16 protein-coding genes are annotated in these 19,974 nt (G+C 43.8%); 3 read left to right on the forward strand and 13 right to left on the reverse strand.

Annotated features, from left to right (window positions below; translation table 11 throughout):
- The 6 genes from VHA02S_RS20465 to VHA02S_RS20490 form a co-directional block, all read right to left on the reverse strand.
- The coding region (locus tag VHA02S_RS20465; protein WP_162268475.1) for a PAAR-like domain-containing protein at positions 1 to 202 on the reverse strand (202 nt) is incomplete at its 3' end.
- Positions 203 to 351: 149 nt separating this feature from the next.
- Positions 352 to 1,143 carry a type IVB secretion system protein IcmH/DotU gene (gene icmH / locus VHA02S_RS20470; protein ID WP_025505396.1) on the reverse strand — a complete coding sequence of 264 codons (792 nt, stop codon included), beginning with the start codon at positions 1,141 to 1,143 and terminating at the stop codon, positions 352 to 354.
- The gene (gene tssK / locus VHA02S_RS20475; RefSeq protein ID WP_038899683.1) at positions 1,140 to 2,465 is read right to left on the reverse strand and encodes a type VI secretion system baseplate subunit TssK; all 1,326 of its coding nucleotides are present in this window, start codon (positions 2,463 to 2,465) and stop codon (positions 1,140 to 1,142) included. The genes icmH and tssK overlap by 4 nt, the downstream gene beginning before the upstream one ends.
- A gap of 11 nt (positions 2,466 to 2,476) precedes the next feature.
- Complete coding sequence (gene tssJ, locus VHA02S_RS20480) at positions 2,477 to 2,977, reverse strand: type VI secretion system lipoprotein TssJ (protein WP_005449460.1); 501 nt, start codon at positions 2,975 to 2,977, stop codon at positions 2,477 to 2,479.
- Positions 2,970 to 4,484, reverse strand: a complete 1,515-nt coding sequence (locus tag VHA02S_RS20485) for a type VI secretion system-associated FHA domain protein (protein ID WP_038899682.1) — start codon at positions 4,482 to 4,484, stop codon at positions 2,970 to 2,972. The genes tssJ and VHA02S_RS20485 overlap by 8 nt, the downstream gene beginning before the upstream one ends.
- Positions 4,485 to 4,493: 9 nt before the next feature.
- The gene (locus tag VHA02S_RS20490; RefSeq protein WP_005449462.1) at positions 4,494 to 5,093 is read right to left on the reverse strand and encodes a hypothetical protein; all 600 of its coding nucleotides are present in this window, start codon (positions 5,091 to 5,093) and stop codon (positions 4,494 to 4,496) included.
- A 623-nt stretch (positions 5,094 to 5,716) separates the two neighbouring features.
- On the opposite strand from VHA02S_RS20490, the gene VHA02S_RS20495 reads away from it, so the two are divergent.
- Genes VHA02S_RS20495 through VHA02S_RS20505 form a run of 3 tightly spaced genes read left to right on the forward strand, consistent with a single transcriptional unit; the run spans position 5,717 to position 10,923 of the window.
- The gene (locus VHA02S_RS20495) at positions 5,717 to 7,021 is read left to right on the forward strand and encodes a type VI secretion system ImpA family N-terminal domain-containing protein (protein WP_038899681.1); all 1,305 of its coding nucleotides are present in this window, start codon (positions 5,717 to 5,719) and stop codon (positions 7,019 to 7,021) included.
- 27 nt (positions 7,022 to 7,048) lie between these two features.
- Positions 7,049 to 10,438: a type VI secretion system membrane subunit TssM gene (gene tssM / locus VHA02S_RS20500; RefSeq protein ID WP_038899680.1), complete on the forward strand. Its 3,390-nt coding sequence runs from the start codon at positions 7,049 to 7,051 to the stop codon at positions 10,436 to 10,438.
- Between the two features lie 32 nt (positions 10,439 to 10,470).
- Positions 10,471 to 10,923: an Lrp/AsnC family transcriptional regulator gene (locus VHA02S_RS20505; protein WP_005449466.1), complete on the forward strand. Its 453-nt coding sequence runs from the start codon at positions 10,471 to 10,473 to the stop codon at positions 10,921 to 10,923.
- Between the two features lie 97 nt (positions 10,924 to 11,020).
- On the opposite strand, the gene tssG is transcribed toward VHA02S_RS20505, so the two are convergent.
- The 7 genes from tssG to VHA02S_RS20540 all read right to left on the reverse strand — a co-directional run bounded on the left by tssG (position 11,021) and on the right by VHA02S_RS20540 (position 19,841).
- Positions 11,021 to 12,019 carry a type VI secretion system baseplate subunit TssG gene (gene tssG, locus VHA02S_RS20510; RefSeq protein ID WP_038899679.1) on the reverse strand — a complete coding sequence of 333 codons (999 nt, stop codon included), beginning with the start codon at positions 12,017 to 12,019 and terminating at the stop codon, positions 11,021 to 11,023.
- Positions 12,016 to 13,764 (reverse strand): type VI secretion system baseplate subunit TssF, encoded by a 1,749-nt coding sequence (tssF, locus tag VHA02S_RS20515; protein ID WP_005449470.1) that lies wholly within the window; start codon positions 13,762 to 13,764, stop codon positions 12,016 to 12,018. Before tssF ends, tssG begins: the two co-directional genes overlap by 4 nt.
- Before the next feature lie 10 nt (positions 13,765 to 13,774).
- Complete coding sequence (gene tssE / locus VHA02S_RS20520) at positions 13,775 to 14,185, reverse strand: type VI secretion system baseplate subunit TssE (protein WP_005449472.1); 411 nt, start codon at positions 14,183 to 14,185, stop codon at positions 13,775 to 13,777.
- Between the two features lie 61 nt (positions 14,186 to 14,246).
- Positions 14,247 to 15,722 (reverse strand): type VI secretion system contractile sheath large subunit, encoded by a 1,476-nt coding sequence (gene tssC, locus VHA02S_RS20525; protein ID WP_005449474.1) that lies wholly within the window; start codon positions 15,720 to 15,722, stop codon positions 14,247 to 14,249.
- A gap of 8 nt (positions 15,723 to 15,730) precedes the next feature.
- Positions 15,731 to 16,237 (reverse strand): type VI secretion system contractile sheath small subunit, encoded by a 507-nt coding sequence (tssB, locus tag VHA02S_RS20530; RefSeq protein WP_005449476.1) that lies wholly within the window; start codon positions 16,235 to 16,237, stop codon positions 15,731 to 15,733.
- 26 nt (positions 16,238 to 16,263) lie between these two features.
- On the reverse strand, positions 16,264 to 17,841 hold the full coding sequence (tssA, locus tag VHA02S_RS20535; RefSeq protein WP_038899678.1) for a type VI secretion system protein TssA: 1,578 nt from the start codon (positions 17,839 to 17,841) through the stop codon (positions 16,264 to 16,266).
- Entirely contained in the window at positions 17,841 to 19,841 is a 2,001-nt protein-coding gene (locus VHA02S_RS20540) for a serine/threonine protein kinase (protein ID WP_038899677.1), read from the reverse strand. The genes tssA and VHA02S_RS20540 overlap by 1 nt, the downstream gene beginning before the upstream one ends.
- Between the last annotated feature and the right edge of the window lie 133 nt (positions 19,842 to 19,974).

Below are 19,974 nucleotides of genomic sequence, written 5' to 3' on the forward strand. Positions count from 1 at the left end.
TCGCGACACTGTTGCCGCCATCCATAGAGATAGTCGTAGTACCACCAGCAAGGTCTGCTGATTTAGCATTGTTACCATAAGGGATAGGAACGATCGGCTTGCCGACCTTCGTTAAACAAACATCTGGGAGCGTTGCATTCGCTTCACCACCTGAGCCTTTATGAACTATCGAAAGTCCATTTGCACCAACTGTTACGCCCATAACCAATCCATTTGAATTTTGTTGATTGAATAATAAAAGAGATCGCATATTGCAATCTCTCTAAATACCTAGTGAATTTCACTAATAAGCTAGTAATACTCACGATAAAGCTGAAAACTGGCAGAAGATCTCATTTTGAGTTCTCCTGTTTATCGATACACTTCAAGCAGTTGTTGGAATTTTAAATCGATGACGATGTAGGTCGCGGCATACATGATTGCGAAGGTAATCGCGCTGATACCTAAAATCAGCTTGGGTGAGACAACCCTTTTTAACGGCTTCTTAAGATACTTGGCCTTAAGGTTAACGAGAGAGACTTTCTCTTGCTCTGCCAAGCGTTCGTCTCGTACCAAGCGATAAATGGTATTGCCAATTTCAGCGAGCTTTTCGTTACCGCGTTCTTCACGACCGTATTTTCCCTGAAAACCGAGCTGAAGCAGTAAGTACAAAAATTCAATAACGTGACGGTATTTGCGTGGGTCGGCTTTTAAACGTTCGAGAATGACGAAAAACTTATCACCGCCAGATGTTTCATTGTGAAACTCGGATAGCAAACTATTCTGGCTCCAATGACTGTTAGCGCCCCACTCTTGTCGGCAGACCGATTCATCAATCGCGGCACACAAACAGTAGCGGATGACCAAAATGGATGCGCGATCCAATTCCATTTCATTGAGCTTACGCTCGCCTTTTCTTATCTCACGAGCCACTTGCTCACGAAACGGCATTGGGTCATCAAGCCAAGGAATCGAAGACATACAAGATAAACTGGCGATCAACCATGAGAACTGGTCGACCAAAGGGTTGATGCCCATGTTTTCGATGTTTAAGTCTTGTACCGCGATATTACGAGACAGGTCCGGCGCTGGCATCACCTCCATAGGTTTGCCAGGCTCTGGTTGGAATAAAACTACGGTAACGTCGGTTTCTGCGTAACTCATAGACGAACAGCCCATAGTTGCAATGATAAGTTAGCAAAGTCGCCGGCTACGTGAACCGCTATCGCAGCAGTGTTTTTCAGTGCCGCCCACTCTTCACCTGTCTTATCCAGTTCGAAATAGGTGTAGCCAGCGTGGTAAGGCAACGCACGAGGCACAACTGGCATTGGTTTTATCTCGATACCTGGCAGTTGCAGATTGATCAAGTCACGAATGTTGTCGATAGAACCGATCTTCGTTTGGCTAACAAACTGGGTGTGAAGAACATCCAAAGTAACATCTGCTTTAACCGCAAGGATAAAGGTCGTTGTGTCGATGATCTTACTGTCTGGAATCGCTGCAGTTCTAATACCGTAGTTTTGGTCTTTCAACGTCAGTGGGATTGCGCGTTGCTCTGACATCACACTCAATGTCATTTTTGCGCTATCAAGCGTACGCGATAGACAACTGGTTAAGTCGCCATGGTTGTACTTAGTGAACTCGACTGGTCGACGAGATGCAGAACACAAGGTTGAAAGCTCGCCTTCTGCTTGAAGAAGAATGCGATAAAACGACTCAGGGTGAATACCTTCTGCACTGGCGAAATGCCAAAACAATGGTTCATATCGGTTGAGAGCTTGAAGCAGCATAAAATCAGAAACTGAAGATACACCTTGCTGGTCAACAACACCTAAACGCTGAACGATAGACTCTGCGCGATGTTTCAACATAGAGGCAAACTCGGTTGCGAACTTGTTCAGTACAGTTGAAGCATGAATATCAATACAAGTCGGAATAAAGCTATCATCTAAGATGACACTGCCATCTGGCTTCACTTCTGAGATCTTTAGAATTGGAATAGATGTGTACGCACTCTTGTCTTCATGGTCATACATCAAGCAAAAGTTAAGCTTACCGACCACGATGTTTGCCATGTCTTCCGAATCATAACAAGCGTCGACCGCTTCTTGCGATTCCATCGTATAACGAGCACCGTCTTTCTTAGTGCCGAATAGTTCAGAACGCTCAGAGGGTAATGGACAACAAAGATAAACCACTTTATCGGCAATTGAAGGATCGACATCTTTTACTTCTGGTAGTTCAGCGAGCAGCGGCAGGTCAAAAGGCGTTCGGTCTTGAAGAATGCCTTCAGCGCGGGTAATACCAATTTTGCCCAGCGCTAACAGCTGAGAGTTAATCTCTAAACGCTTAATTCCCCAATGCAAAGGCGATGCATTAGCGCTCAACATACTCGACAGTTTACTTTGCGAACGATCGAGTTGCTGAAAGTGCTGCGGCTTCATGAACATTCCATCTTGCCAAACAACTGGATTGTATAAAGACATGATTTTATTCCTTAAAAGTAAACTTGTTCAATGCCGCGAGTGTTGTCAGAAATTAACTCACTGCCTTCTAACTTAAGTTTGATGTAGTACTCGCTCTTCTCTTCAATCACTTCAACTTTGCGCCAAGAAGAGCCATCAATATCGCGAAACGCTACCGAAAATCCGACAGCGCGAGTGGCAGGGTCAAGCTCCAAAAATTCATGGATTTTGTCACCCGGTTGCATTTGGTATTCGTAACGTTTGATGTATTCATCGCCTAACGACGCTTTGTCGTTTTCAAACAGTGCGAAGAAATCTAAGCTGCGAAATAGCACTGGTGATGTCAGTTCATGAACACGCAAAATAACTGGGGAGGATTGACCACCTTCACGAACATTAAGCACAGAAGATGCCTCAATCACTAATTCGACTGAGGACGTTTCGGGTGTAATTCCCGTTGATTCTTTAAATTGGTCCCACATGGAACAACCGGATAGCAAAGCACATCCGAGCAACATCGCAATACTACGCATGACTTCCCTTAATCGCTTTGGTGTAGTTTTTCTTGATCAGACCTTTCAATGACATCTCATTCATCTGGCGACGGTTATTGGCGTAAAACTCCACATATTCACCCCACAACTTTGATTTAGTGGTGAACATAGATTTACTTGCCACATCGCTTGCAAACGTGACAGGGTCATTCGTCTCTGACTGCTCGATCAGCAACTCATTGAGTGCCTTATTAAAAATAATTTGATGGTCGTTGAGCTCATCCAGCATTTGCTCTACCAATTCGTTAGGAGATAGAAGGTTCTGGCTGTTTAGCGTCAACATCAGTTCCGCAAGATTCGAATCCGCTTCACTTAATCCCTGTTCACCTTTAAGTGATTCCACCTCATGAAGGTCTTTTTGCAAATTGTCGATACACAGACGAAGACACGTTCCCATTTGCTTAAACAGCAAGGCTTCGTCGCTGATCAAATCTGGATTACTGATCCCTAAACCTTCGTAGAAGGCTTTACTAATGTCAGAGGAAGCGCCTTCTTTCTCTGGGTTCAACGATTCATTGCTAACAAAGCCCACTTTCGTTTCTGTAGTTTTCACTTCTTGTTGAGACGATTGTGTCGAAGGAATAAAGGCTTGTGTTACCTCTTCCCACTTCTGACCGGCAGGCTCTGATCTTTGTGGAGACGGTTGAATTGAGGGATTAGCGCGTTGCTCGAATGGTTGCGAACCAGACTGATGGATTTCAGGTCGCCCCCTCTCTGCTTGAGATGCAAGAGGTTCGGAGTTGGCAAAATCCTCTGGGATAACCGTGCGATTTTGAGCGGACACTATTTCTGGTCCAACTGATGCCTGGCTCGTCTCTGTACCTGCCATCCAATCTTCTGGAATCAAATTAGGGATATCGAATTCTGAGTGAATGCTAAAGCTATCATCAACAACTTGTCGTGTATTTCCGATTGGTTTGGAATGAGAAGCATCTGGCTTTTCGACGTCACGAATAAGATGGTCATCGTCGCGTTGCATCGAAAACTTCAGGTGAGCGATCGGGTCATCACTGTCCACATCGTCTTGTTTTGTTTCCATGAACAAATCTTCCAATGCACCGACTTTTTCCTCTTCCTCGACCACAGCCTCGCCAAGATTAACAAGAGGGTCATTGGAAACACGCTCTGGAGCAATATCCGCAGCAATGTCTTGAGCAGCCGAAACATGCTCCAATGAAACACCAATCTCGTATTGACCAAGAGAAATCACATCACCGTCCACAATCGAAACCGGCTGGTTCTTGAGGATCTTGTTACCGTTGACCATAGTGCCATTTGTAGACACATCACTGATGTAAAAAGTGTCTCCGTATACGCTGACCAAGCAGTGTGTACCAGAAATAAAACGGTTGTGATCTGTCAAAGCGAGAGTACAGCTTGGCGCTCTACCAACTGAACCGCCACCTTCTGGCATTTCAATATGCTTGGCACCCGTGTATTCCTCTGGACACTTTGAAATGAATAGGACTAGCTGATGTGTATGCATTGCTAAACCTTAAAATAGTAAAGAGACAGAAAGCTCTACCCCACCAACTCCGTCATTGACTACCGGAAGAATGTAGGAAGCTTGAGGAATAATCTGAATATGTGCATCTGGGTTACTGCCCAGTTTGATTGCAGTGCCGAGAGTAACAACTGCACCAAGTTCGAATTGGTCGATGTCATCAATACTTTCGTAACGAAAGCCATCCGAGTCTACTTTCCAGCGATTCGAATACTGCGAGTAACCAAGAGAAAGCCCGGCGCCAACGTATGGAGTAAAGATACTCCAAGAGCTCAGTGCGTATTGAGGAACGACACGAAGCTCATAGTTTGTGACCTCTTGGTAAATCCCATTTGAAGGAGCGTCAACATCCTCTGTAAGGTAATTAAGACCAAGCCACCAGCGCCAGCGGTTGTTGTTTTCGTCGATCGGACGTGTGTGCACAAGACCATACCGCAACGTATCTACGTCTCCGCTAGAACCTTCGTCATAGTCAATGCTCTCAATCGTAAGCATACTGACCGAGCCACCATACCGCTCACCTTTCGCGACAGCAAAAGTAGAGAACAAACACATGGCTGAGATTAGCCCAACTTGACTTGGTTTTAGCATTTCATCCCTCTTGGAAAACCTAGTAATAATATTCAGGGACGAAAGATATCAAGTCTCTTTTCTTTTTCAATATGGTTAAAAATAGCCCCATTAAATAAGGCAAATTACCTATAAATAAAAGCAATATAACTACTGATATATTCATAAAATCGGCAAAGGTTATTTGTACAGATATTGTGGTCACAATCAAAACAACTAAATTAGCGCGCTCTTAATTAGAAAACCCACTATCATCTAGATTCAGAAATATTAAACAAATGATTAGTTTTCGATATTGAGACACTTTCGAGACCGACATTGTCTTAATTTTAATAATTTGATCTTAATTCAAAAAAATAACTTTTCTCATAACTACGCTTAATATTAGGAAATCCATTAATTTCATTTTTTGTCTCAACAATTGGAATATACATCACTAAAGCTAATACCAAACAAATCAACATAACCGACTTTTTTTGTGAAGGAACGTCACACTAAGTTAATTTATATTGATTTAGATATTATTTAAGATTCAAATTCTTTCTTTTGCCTATAAAATCCCTCAAAAAAAAGATGATAGCAGTGCATTTATAATTAAATGGTCAACTTCTGCCTTCCATATAATCAGTTGGAATTAAAAAAATATGTTTTTCAGCGACTTCACTCGAAGACCGATCGATGAAAGTAACCCTAGTGGATCAAATCCTAATGGCTTAGATGATTTTGACGAAATAAAGCGTCAAATAAATAACTTAAATAAAGTAACCGGAAGAGTCTCATGGAAGACTGTTCAGACTCTGTCAAAGAAGATTCTTAGCACTCAAGGTAAAGACTTTCGATGTAGCTGTTACTTTACGGTAGCCGCCACCCACAACGATGGCTTAAAAGGCTTAGTTGAGGGTTTGAACTCGTTGCTTGATTTGTGTGTCGTGTATTGGTACACCGCCTACCCTGAACACGCAAAGGCTAATGCTCGTATCAGTGCCATCGAATGGATGGTTGAATACACCGAGAAACGAATCAAAAAACAACGAGTTTTACCAGAAGAACTTCCTCTCATCGAAGCGGCACATCAATTATGTTTGCGCATCGAGGAAGAGTTGCGTCTTCACTATGGTATTAAGGCTCCATCTTTTGGTCGTATTCGTCGTATCTTGAATCAATGGATTGAAGAGATTAAGGAAGCGAAAGCCAAAGAAGTCATGGCATTAGAAGCGAAGCAAACTAAGCCAGAGCCGCCTAAATCGGTCACTGGAATTAAAGTTGATATCGCACCACCACCGAAGACCAATGCGAAACATATACCACCAGCTCAAGAGCCTGATACATCCAAATCAAGCCGCGTTGTGCTGCTCTCCGTGGTTGGACTACTGGGTGCGGCTTTGGCTTCTCACTTTATTTATAAGCAACATCAGTTTCAGACACTAAAAGTTGAGATTGAGCATGCCTCTTTGACAGAGCTGACGAACATCGTCGGCTCATTTAGCGTTGAAAACAAAGATCACTCCCTCTCTTTACGTTCAGCAACGATAGAACGATTAGATACGTTGATGACGGATTGGACGCTCGATCCTGTAAAAGTAAGCAGAGTAAATACGATTGATGAGCTCACTCATGAATTGACGGAAATCTACCCTGACTCATCTTCAGCTCAACAACTTCGTGAGAATTTTTTAGATCAACGTTCTCGTTTCGAAAATGAATTCGATGTCATATACAAACGCTTTACCTATGCTAGGACGGTATTCGCTAATGTCGCTAATCAGAATTCAGATAAAGACTCTAAGAAGGCGTATGAGTATAGCAATTCGCTATTTCCCCTTCTGGGTCGAATAGAGTTTGCAGAAAAAAATGCGCAGCAAAAGGAAATTGAGCGCTCCCTCCTTTTACTGAACACCTACCTATATAAGATTAATCAGTTAAAAACTGCGTCAAACGACAATAAATAACAATACAAGTAAAGAAGTTATAGGCTTATGTTCAAACAAAAAATACTAAGAAACCCGATCGTGGTTTCTACCATAGTGGCTTTAATCTTGGCTGTAATATTTGCAGCAGTATATTTATTCTTACTCGAAGATGCAGATAAGCTTTATCTATGGATTGGTCTAGGAGTCATTGCTACCTTTTATCTTATATTCCAGTTTTCACTCTGGCTTAAGAAAAAGAACAACTCAAAAGCACAACGTTTAGAAACCGAAGAAGAGGCGCTTTCAATGGTGATTCGCCCTCTTCTTTCTAACGCTGGAAAAAAGCCAATTTATCTAATGATTGGTAATAAAGGCTCTGGACGACGCCAATGTTTGTTTAACTCCAGTGCGATTAAACCGATGGACCGTTCTCGTACGGCAAAAAATGACTTCTTTGAATGGTATGAGTCTGACAGTGCCGTTTATGTCAAACCAGACCAACGCCTCGTATTTCAAGAGGTATCCAGTAGCGACGCATCACTGTGGAATACATTCGTTGATGAAGTTATTCGTCATCGCCCAAGAAAACCATTTTCTGGATGTCTATTCTTTACAGACTTTGAATTCATGATCGTTTCAGAATCAGAACAAAAAGACTACACGATTACTGCCCTGTTGCAGAGACTAAGCTCTATCAGCGAGAAAACGTCTTCAGCACTGCCTGTTTACATGATGATGTCTAAGCTTGATAAGCTAGATGGTTTCAAAGAATACGTTCATTTCAGCTCTCTTAAGACTCGAGTAGAGTTTCTTTCCATTCCTTTAAAAGAAGCGAAAGGCGTAATCACTGAGTACTATCGTGACGGATTCCGTAACTTAGTGAAAGTGCTGGAAACGAATGCGTTAGACGCATCCGCAAACTCAGCGGATATCGACGAAAAACAAGCCATTCTTGCTTTCCCAAAACAGTTTGAACTTTGCCAAGCAGAAATTAGTTATGTACTTGAACGCCTTTGTGATGCAAACAGTGGTGTTTACTCTCTCGATATTCGTGAGATCTTCTTCTGTTCTAGCTTGCAAGGCGGTCGTAAGTACAACTTGTTGGCGAAAAGCTGCAGCAATTACTTCAATTTGCCGATCATTGCTTCTGAGCACACACAACTTACAGAAACCCCTTACTTCTCTCGTTTCTTGATTGATTCTCAGATCTTACCGGAGAGCGACTTTGCGGGAGAAAACAAAACGTATCTGCGCTTGATTCAGCGCCAAAGCCATTTAGCTATGCTGGCATCAGTTATTCTATTAGCTGGCGGTGGCTATTTCTTTGTCACAACACTAGATAGCAACTTGCGTGTGATTAACCAACTGCTCGGCATTGACGACAAAGGGCAGGTAGAACAAGAAGCAAGCTTTAATCAGCTATTAGTGAGTGCGACTCGTGCAATTCAACCTTCATACAGCGCATGGTTAGAAGGTTCTCGTGCGCTTGATGAAGAAGTACTACCTTTGAACATCAGCCGCTTGGACCAAACGACAAGACTGGCGTACGAAGCACTGCTCAAAGAAGTCTCACAACAGCTCATGCCAGTTGTTGAGAAAGGCTACCGTCTGGAACTGACTCATAATCAGCACGACATTACTGCGACACTGCCTTTACTCAAAGGCTACTTAATGCTGAATGATCCATCCAAGCGCGATATTCAATTCCTACGTCGTCAGACGCTACAAACATTAAACGATTTGAGTGACAAACCAGATGTTGTGAATCAGGCAATGCGTTACTTGGATGCTTATTTCCGTACCCAGTTTGCCCCTGTCGACATCAACATGGACATTGTTCGCGCTACTCGACGCTCATTGCTTGCTCACTCTAACGTAGATCTTGTTTATGCTGATATATTGAACCAAGCAGATGCCATCGACCTTGGTACGCTCGATCTTCAACGCGCGGTTGGCTTCGAATTCAATAACGTTTTCAACGAACCACTCGACGATAACCGCTTGGTCATCGATAAGGTTTACACTTCAACAGGCTTTAGTACCTTCTATCGCCCTCGTGTGGATTTGATGTCACAACAAGTGATCAGTGACAACTGGGTTCTTGGTTTATCTAACCACGTGATCCCTACGAAACAAGAACAAGAAGCGTTCAAAACTCAAGTCCGTAAGAAGTACACCGATGACTACATCAACTACTGGCGTAATGCACTGAGTGAACTGAAAGTCCACCATTACAACAATGTCGGTGATCTAACCAATGCTATCGACTTAATTTCAGGTCCATCTTCGCCGATGACCACAGTGTTAAAGCAAGTCTACGCCAACACTCAGTTCTCCCCTGTCGGCGAGAAGAATGCATTGATTGCCAAAGTAAACCCGAAACTGGCAGAAGCAGCAGATTCGGCATCAGAAGCAATAGAAGAAGCAGTGAAGCCTGACTACTTGTTAATGAAGCGTGTCGAACAAGCCTTCCACCTGTTGAACCAACTTCAAGTCAGTGAAACACCTAACTCCCCTACTCCGTGGGATGAAACGATTGCAGCATTAAGCCGTGTTCGTACTTATATGAAAGACATTGCTGACGCGCCAGACCCGCAAATGGCCGCACTTGCTGCAGCCCAGCACCGAATGAACAGCACTGAAGCCGATCCATTGATTAAACTTAAGCAGATTGCTCAGAAATCGCCAGAGCCAGTGCGCAGTTGGTTGCTTGATGTCGTTCAGCAAAGCTGGTCAGTGATGATCAAAGAATCAGCAAAAGGCATTCAAACCCAATGGTACAGCGAGATTTACACCAAGTTTAAAGAGCTAGGGCTTGGTAAATACCCATTTGATCTGAACGCGACAGAAGAGATCTCAATTGAAGACTTCGAGCTGTTGTTCGCATCAGGTGGTTTATTAGACACCTTTATTCAGAAGAACTTCGCACCGTTCTACGATACTAACTTGTGGACACCAAAACAGGTAGATGGCGAAACCATGCCTCTTTCTCCTGCCCTATTGGTGCAATTGCGCAACTACAACGTTATCCGCGATACGTTAATCAATAAGAGCACAAACCGAGTTTACATCCCGTTCAGTGCGAAAGTACTAGACCTTGATTCCAGTGCTATCAGAGCCAGTCTGAAAATTTCAGACACTGATATCAACTACTATCATGGTCCGAGCCGAATTCGTGAAATGGAGTGGCCGCCGCAGAACGGTGACTTCAATATAAGAATCACGATCCAAGATGTGACAGACGAAGGCAAACAACACGTTCTAAATAAGAGTGGTCAGTGGGCGATATACAGATTGCTAGGTGATTCGACCCTGACAAACACTCATAACGGTAGCTTCGTCAGTGACATAAAAGTGTCAGGAAGGGATTTGAGCCTTCGTATCACCCCTTTGACACAGAAAAACCCATTCACTCTAGCTGAGCTGTATAACTTTACACTCCCAGAGTCGATTTAATAACAATATAAAAACCAGAATAGGCAGAACACATGATTTCAAACATGACTTTACAAGGCTTAGACAAGTTAGATCGTAAAATACTTTCCAGTCTGTTATCTAACGGGCGAGAGTCGATTGCGAATCTATCTCGAAATATCGGTTTGTCTCGTACTGCTGTTGCAGAAAGAATTAATAGATTGGAAAAAACGGGGATTATAAAAGGCTACACTGCACAAATCCGCGTTGAAAATGAAGGTCGCAAAGCTGCCAGCTACCTGCTGATTTCTTGCGAAAAGGGCAAAAAAAACGACGTAACAAATGCCCTTAAAGAAATTCCAGAGGTACGACTGACAAGCGTTGTAGGTGGTAGCTTCGATATTATCGCGCTTATAGAAGCACCAGACCTTCAGTCTATTCACCATCTATGTAATGAGATTGAATCTTTTAGCGGTATTCAGAAGCTCGACACGACGGTTGTTCTTCATCAACCAATCAGCCGATAAGTTTTTGGTTCCCGCCAAATATTCTATACAGACGAAAAAGCCGCGAACAACTCGCGGCTTTATTGTAACTGGCGTTTTCCCCATCATATGCTAAGCATTAGATGCTGCCAATCAGACGAATCTTGGCGTCTTTGTCACCCGGATTACCAAGCCAAAATGTTTGCCCTAACTGGTTCCCTTCCCCATTCCCCAGTTGGTTTTCAGGGATAGTATCGAGGTTAACCGTTAACTTAAGATCCCAAGACATCGGGTCACGCAAAATAAAACGCATCAAACCTACTAAGGTTTTATGTAACTCACCATCGTATGAAAACTGCTTAAAAGTTTCAAAATCAATGTTGTCGATGCACAAATTAAACTTACCGTTTAAGTCTGCAATGCTTTGCCCTAAATGTAAGCTTTGACCCAACACACAATTGGAACGGTTTAGTTTGTTTCGCTGACTCTCAGCAATTTCAACACGCCTATATACCCACTCTTCGATACGGACACTAGGTAACGAAAAGTAGTGTGAAACTATACCTGAAATCAACTTAGGAGAACGTGTGCGTGTGGACAGTTGATTCACGTAAGAGAGAATTTTCGCTCGATCTAACTCAGCGACGTCGCAATCTTGCATTACGCCGGATAGACCAGCCAAATGCAGTATACGCCCGGAAAAAGCGTCGTTCGCACCACTTTGATACTGTACATGGTAACGGTATTTCTTCCATACGCGATACAGCAAACTGGTATAGCGATTATGGAAGAAATCAAAAAAGTCTTTTACCGGATTGTCATCTGGGTCTCGCCCTGCAAGTTTCTCAGTATAAGAAGCTGGCAGTGGTGAGCTAGAACCATGCAATCCAAGAAAGTTCGTTTCTACGCGTGAATACTGCTGCCCGTTTCTTTCCATATGGGTGATAAATTCCATATCGCTCTTTGGAAAGCAAAGGTTTGACGACACACTGAACTCGATACGTTCTTGATGAAAGTATTTGTTCTCACCGACTGCGATAAAGTTAGAATTTGGTTTAAGCTGGTAATGCTTCTCAAGCAGCAACACCGCTTGGTAGAAGCTAAACTCATTCGACTTATCAGAAAGTGTATTAATCATAGAATCGTCTGCTGCCCAATGAGGCTTGCCCAGTTGTAAACTTCCCCGGTTGCTTCATCAAACACTTCCAGCTCGGTAAAAGAGTTCACACTCGAATACAGACGAATGAACTCGTTCAGTACCGTTGCCATGAGAAACATATCGCCTTCGTTTACGAAGAATTGAGAGTTAGTAACCAACTTAAATTGATTACCACGTACTGAAACGCCTCTGAACACACGGTCGATTGGTTTCATCTCTGAAGAAATAATGCCATCAAGTCGATGAATCGACGCGCGATGTGCTTGCCTGTCTACACGAGAATGAAAGTCGTAAGTAGAGAGCAGAACTTTCAACACATCGATATTCGCTAAAGACAAATAGTTGAGCGACATATTGGCGATCAGCTGCCATTGAAGCTCGCCGTTTACCTGAGGGCTGACCGATTGGGTCGGTTTTGTGATGTTTCTAAACGTCGCATAGGTTGGTGATTTATGGGTTGCATAAGTGATGTCACCGACCGACAGACGCTCGGCTAGGTCCGCGTTACTGCATTGCAGTTTCATCAATACTGTTTCGGTACCTAAATCCGCAATGTCACCATTGTGAGTATGGAACGAGATATAGCGCTCTAAACCCCTTCCGCTTACTCGCTCACCTACCTTCGATTTATAGAACTCTCGTTTGTCACGTTGGTTGATTTGGTGCTCAAAAGACTCGAATTCGATAAGCGGTTTGCGACGGCGCTCATCTTTACTCCAGCTCTCTACTTGCTCAATCGAATACACTTCATAGTGTTCTTGGGTGCTGCTCTGCGGGCGAACTTTGTATTCATTCCGGCGGTGCTCTAAACGAATTGGGTCCCCATCCTTTTGGAACAAGTTTACGGCGGGTGTGCAATGCAGCCTTAAATGTTTATCTTTAAGCACGACTTCTGATGGCAATGCGCGCTTAAAGTGGAATTTGATTTTCACCGTACTGCGCTGTGGGATGCCTTTTAGCCACTCGAGTCCTTTAATATCGAAGAACATAAACTTATCTGGCAAAGAAAAGAACTCTTGCAGCAAACGATAACCCGCAAATGAGTTTTTACTATAAGGCAGCAGCGCTTCATCTTCTTCATGCCCTACTGGCTTAACGTATTCTGGACCAAGACGATGTTTGTAGCCGCCACCGACATCCAGTTCAACGTAATCCAAATAACGGAATAACCATAAAAACACCGTGCGAGTGATATGAATCTCACCATGCAGGTGTAGGCGCAACGTATCCAAACCGATGCGAGACAATTCAAGTCCATGCTCGGTTGACACCGTGACATCAATCGCCGAGCTGGTGCGACTGTTGGTTTGTTCAATGTTGGCAATCGTGATTGGGTATAGATTTACATCGTAACAAGTGCGGAAAAGGCACTGAGTACCTTCCACCTGTTCGCTTGCCATCTCTGCGCCACGTTTTACTAGGGTTTTCTCAGTAACACTGCCCGTATGTGGTTTGAGTTCACTGATACACAAAGACGGAATCGAGCGCATGTAGTGGGGCCAAAGCAACGTCATTAACGATTGTGTTAACTCTGGTAGCTCATCGTCTATCTTTTCTCGAATACGCCCGGTCAGAAAAGCAAAACCTTCAAGCAGTCGCTCGACATCTGGATCGAAGGTTCCTTCAGAGAGAAAGTGAGTTAACTTCGGGTGATATTTGGCAAACTCACTCCCCGACTCACGCAAATACGTGAGTTCATCTTGAAAGTATTTACTGTTACTCAAGTGGCACCTACTAAACGTTAAATTGACCGTCGGTTCCCATGTAGACATCGATCGACATTGGGACTTTACCGCCGTTATGGGAAACTTCGCCGTGAATACCAAAACCGAGTTGTAGTGGGTTATGGTGATCTTCACGGTAATGAACCTCGACATTCAGAAGCCTCGGCTCAAAGCGTTCTATGGTTGATGTGATGTTCTTTTGAATATGACGAACGAGGTTCGTATTGTTGGAAAGCACGTCGTTAAAATCTGGCAGCCCATAATCACTGTCTATCATCGCGTTACCAGAATGCGTGTTCAGCAAATCAGCAAGATGAGAATGAATGGACTCGATCAAATGCTTGTGAGACATTACTTTCTCGTAGCAATTCTTTGGTTCACCTAGCTCGATCCGCTCTAAAAGACGATAACCTTTTTCCATGTTCGGTCCTACGAAAAAAGCAGCCAGTCTTCACTGGCTGCTTGTTGGTTTAAGCAAAGGGCTATTGGTCTAGTTTACCAACTAGAGACAAGTCGAAGCTTGCGCCCATGTACTTAAAGTGAGGGCGCACAGACATTGATACTTTATACCAGCCTGGGTCCCCTTCTACGTCTGATACTTCAACCTTAGCAGCACGCAGTGGACGACGACCACGAACTTCCGCTGGCGGGTTCTCCTGGTCAGAAACGTATTGACGAATCCACTTGTTCAGTTCGATTTCTAGGTCAGAACGCTCTTTCCAAGAACCGATTTGCTCGCGTTGTAGCACTTTGATGTAGTGTGCTAGACGGTTGATGATGAACATGTAAGGAAGCTGAGTTCCCAGCTTGTAGTTCATCTCTGCTTGTTTGCCTTCTGGCGTATTCGCAAACACTTTTGGTTTTTGAACTGAGTTTGCAGAGAAGAATGCTGCATTATCAGAACCTTTACGCATTGTTAGCGCAATAAAGCCCTCTTCTGCTAGCTCATACTCACGACGGTCAGAAACAAGGATCTCGGTTGGGATCTTGGTTTCGATTTGACCCATTGCTTCAAAGTTGTAAACCGGTAGGTCTTGAACTGCACCACCACTTTGAGGACCAATGATGTTAGGACACCAACGGTACTTAGCAAAAGATTCACTGATCTTAGACGCCATTGCGTACGCTGAGTTACCCCATAGGTAGTTGTCGTGGCTATCTGTCACTTGCTCATCGTAGTCAAACGCCTTAATTGGGTTATCTTCTACAGAGTAAGGCGTACGTAGCATGAAGCGAGAAGTACATAGACCTAGATAACGCGCATCTTCGTGCTCACGCAGACCACGCCATTTCGCGTACTGTGGCCCTTCGAATACAGATTTAAGATCTTTTAGGTTTGGTAATTCTTCGTAGCTGTCTAAACCGAAGAATTTAGCCGATGCTGACGTGATAAATGGAGCATGAGACATTGCACCTACGTTCGCCATGTATTCCATCAGTTTGATGTCTGGCGACGACGCTGACATGTCGTAGTCACAGATTACCGCACCAACAGGTTTACCACCGAATTGACCGTATTCACGCGTGTAGATTTGTTTGTAAAGACCAGACTTCACCACTTCTGGTGCGTCTTCGAAGTCATCAAGAACTTCATCTTTCTTCGCTGAGATCAGTTCAATTTGAATGTTCTCACGGAAGTCGGTGTGGTCAACAAGGTACTTAAGACCACGCCACGTTGATTCAATCGCTTGAACTTCTTCGCTGTGAAGAATCGCATCAACCTGCTTAGACAATTTTTGGTCGATTTCAGAGATCATCAAATCAACTAAAGATTGATCTACTTTCTCTGTGTTCGAGCTGCTTAGTAGCTCACTGATGAATGCTTCTACGCCGCGTTTCGCAACGTCAAAACCTTCATCACTTGGCTTTAAACGAGTTTCGTTAAGAATGCTATCCAGAAGTGAGCCTGATTCAACTAAGGCTGCTTCTTGTTCTGGCGCTTGTGCTTCTGCAGACATGGTATCCCTTACTCTTCTTTCGCTTCTTGGTCATCGCCAATGCTTAGTTCATCCAACAGTTTCTTTCTCGCTTCTTCATCTTGAAGAACCGATGCGATCTTCTTACGGAACGCAGGAACGTTACCTAGAGGACCTTTAAGTGCAACTAAGGCCTCGCGAAGCTCAAGCAGGCTGTTTAGCTCAGGTACGCTTTTCGCGATCGCTTCAGGAGAGAAGTCCTTCATGTTTTGGAACGTCAAATCAACGCCGATTTGACCACCTTCTTCATCAGAAAGACGGTTTTCAACGTTAACTTTAACGTTTGGAGACATGCCTTCTAGCACTTCGTTAAAGTTGTCTTTATCGATATTGATTGGAGTACGTTCTTCGATTGGCGTCTCATCTGCACGTGCAGTAAAATCACCAACAACCATCATGCTCAGCGGCAGCTCTACGTCATCTTGCGTATCACCAGTTGCTGGAACATAACGGATATTAATTCGCTCTTTAGGAGCCACCGAGCCGTCACGTGACATAATTAGTTCCTTATTTAACTCTTTAATTAGTCATAAATTGCTTTCCACTCTTCATACTTCTCAGGCAAAAGGTCCTTACTTCTGAATAACTGATGGAGTGTTTTTCGAATCAGGTCTTCTAACTGTGAAGATAAGTGGGGTTCCCAGCTCGCGAGATTAAACGCTTTTTGTACTTCCCAACCCTTCTCAAGATAAGGCAGACACAACGGGTATAATCCAACAGACTGGTAAGCTGCTATCAATTGTAAATACAGCATGAACTGTCCACGTCCCGAGCTATCCAGCTCAAGTTTGCGGGCAAGTTCAGCGGCATATTCCCCTAGATTTTCTAGAGTGATATCCTCCATCGGCAGCGAATCTTCTTCAGAAATCACAACCGTTTGAACAACGGGTTGAGAAGACGAAGAAGTTGCATCTTGAGTCGATAACCAGCTCAAGGTAGCTTCATCTGCAAATGGCAAAGAATTCTTAAATGTGAGGTACTCGATGCCCTCTAGCGAATCAACAAAACGCTTCACTTCCTGTTTCACAGCAATTGCTGCGTCATCAAAACCCAATTTATTGAGCATCAAAGACACCAAGTAGTGACCCGTCAGCCAAAACGGCGCATCAGTTAATGTGCGCTCCAAGCGTTTGATGGTGTCGATATCGCTTTCTTGATTGGCTTTATCTCGGTATTCCGTTTGTTGATCGGACGATACCGCCAAACTCAAAGGCGTTTGATTGTTTTGATGATCAGGCAGACCGTCAATGTCATCCCACGTTAGATGACGATAAATTCGGTAAGCCAGAGGATCACTTGGGTTGGCATGAAGCATCACTTCCGCGACTTTCTTCAAGGTGCGTTTCGAAGCGGTTGGCGACGAGAAGTCCGTATCGATATCGACTTCTTTTGTGACGGCTTTCTTAACTGGTGCAGGTTTAGAAGTCTGCAAAACCGTGTTAGATGCCCTAGTTTGCACATCACTCTGCGCTGGCGTTTCTACCACTTCGGCTTTGGCAGGCTGTGCTGCTGGTGTCGCTTGTTCTAGAGTCGCTGTTGCATCGTCGCTCTGATTGTCGACAGCAACTTGTTGAGACAACACATTTAACTGCGTACGAATCTCGAAGAAGTCCGCTTCCGAGTCTTGATAAACGTCGTCGTACTGACGCTGCACATCTTCGATGGTTGAAATACAACTTGAAACTAATTCCCAAGACTGAGGGCTTTCAGCCAACTTGCTGCTCACCAACTTAAATTGATGGTTCAGCCACTCCACTGCGCCATCTCGACCTCGCTTTCGCGACGGATACAGTTCAACACCAAAACGATTTAACGCCTCACTAAGCAGCTTCAGACCTTGTTCAAAGCCTTGCAGTCCAAACTCTTCTGTTAGAGCGCGAACGAGGTAACAAATTGCTTTTAAATCTTTGCTGTGATGCTCTAGAACTTCAGTGGCATGTGTTTTTACGACGCTCCAATCTACCGTTTCACCAAACAATGAGCCGAATTTCTTTACTTCGGATTCCATCATTTCATAGCAAAATTCGTAGCGAGCATCCTCACCTACAGGTGCGGAATCAGAGATGGGAGCGAGCAAGCGTTCAATTTCAATGACTGACATTAACTTCTCCCCTCTGCTAAGTAGTCTCTCAGCGCGCGTTCAACCGCGATTGCACCACGCGCAGGACGAGAAAGTTGATGACTTTTATCAATGGAGTCTCTAGCCATGCTCTCAAGCAGGTCGGTAATTTCGCCAAATTTCTTTGGGGCATTTCGCTCAAGGTCGGATAGTGAATCGTGCAGCTTTTGCTTATCAAATACGGATTGCTCAGTGACTGTACTAAACAAAATGAACTCGCTTCGAGCAACAATGAGATCCGTCACCTTTTTGTTGAGCTCTGGCGTATTACCAAAGTAAGCTTTAGCGGCTTTAGCCTCTTCAATGGCTTTGGTATAAAAGTGATCTTTTGCGTGTGAATCGATAGACGCATTGATATTTTCCATCACTTTGTTTGGCAAGACTTGGCTATAGAAATAAGCTTCAGATTGATTTAATAACCAAGCAGCTTTCATTTCTTCGTCTGCAAGCTTTGCTTCGCCATCGAGGATTAAGTTCGCAATCTGTTCGTCTTTACTTCCTGCAACAGCAGAGATCTTCATTGAATCTATCGAAGCAACATTCAAACCAGCCATCACTTTGGTCAAGGTTTTGTCTGCGTATGGGAATAATGCTCCATCATCAACGAGTTTTTCTCGCAGCGTGACCAGCTCTTTGCGTAAATCCACCAGCGTTTTTGGTAACTCATCCGCCAAAGCTTGATAAGACGTCAATTGAGCCTGATTCTTTTTGTACAACTTAGACAGTTTCATTTGTTGTACTTGGTAAGCTTCACGATAAGGCGCAGTCGAAATCACGTCTTTTTCCATATCGTTAAGTGCAGTTTCAATCGCCCAAGGGGGTTGAGCCAAAAAAGAAGCCGTTTGCGCTGGTTTGATGGTGCTCACCAGTGGTGTTTCCGTTTGCGAGATAGGCTGCGACTTAACGATCGTTTTCCACTCTGGCTGATTCTGCTGGTACAAGTAGTGACCCGTTACTGCCACCACACTCAATACCAAACTCGCTTCTAGCACTTTAAAGCGACCGTAACTCGCTTTATCTTGAGGTTTACAGTGTGTCAGTAATAAATCGGCATTGCGTAAACTGCTAAAAATAGGTGCATTCGATTGTGAATCAATAGATTGAGTGTCAATACGTGCAAGTTGCTGGGCAAAGGAAATTGCCGTGTAGCCGTGCCCTCTTGGGTTATTAATCACCTGCTTAAGCAGTTTCCAAATATGGTTTGGAATTAATGCCGGACGTTTGCGATCTTTTAACTGTTTGTGCCAAGCATCACCAAAGATCGAACCAATAAATAGATGGCCAGTTAATAGCGCGAGCGAATAAACATCGTCTTGTGGTTCTGTCGTACCTGTCTCGAGATACAGGGGTGACGCATAACTCAAACTCGCTTCAGCATGAGACTCGGTTTCACCGATGTAGCGCGCGGCACCAAAGTCGATCAACTTAACGTAGTCGCCCTCACTAACAAGAACATTTGACGGCTTAATATCAAGATGGCAAATACCTCGGGTGTGCATAAACTCCAGCGCACCCGCAAGTTGATACACTAACCAAGCAATGTGGTCGTGGCGAAAACCTTTAGAGGAATGGCGTTCCATCTTCTCTGCCAGTGATTCACCTTGAATCCACTCGTACATTAAATATGGGCGTTCGAATTCGTTACCGATCTTAATAAAATCAGCGACGCTTGGGTGCTGAGAGAGCTCTAATCTGCTTGCTTCATTGACCAACATTTTATTGGCAATATCTGGGGCGTCTTCATTGACGACTTTACAGCAGATTTGTTTTTCTGGTTGACCCTTTTTGGCGAGATGATAGACGGTCGTCCTACCATTTTTCGATAACATTGTGTCTAGCACATCAAATTGTGAAAAAAGTACATACTCAAGCTTTGGCTTATTTTTTTGCGCCAATCTTTGCTCGTTCTGTTTCTTTTTCTCAATGGCTTTAACAACCAATTGATCAATATAACCTTTGGCTGCTCCCTGCTTATCTGACACTTTGCACTCTTTTATCGAACAAATATTATTAGGCCGAAATAATATTTGCTGAAACATCCTTGTTTCAAGGCTGGTATTTAAAACGAACGGTAAACCTATTACTTTAGTGATAATTACTAAGTTATTAGACTCA

The organism is Vibrio harveyi NBRC 15634 = ATCC 14126 = KCTC 12724, from assembly GCF_001591145.1.
GTDB lineage: Bacteria > Pseudomonadota > Gammaproteobacteria > Enterobacterales > Vibrionaceae > Vibrio > Vibrio harveyi.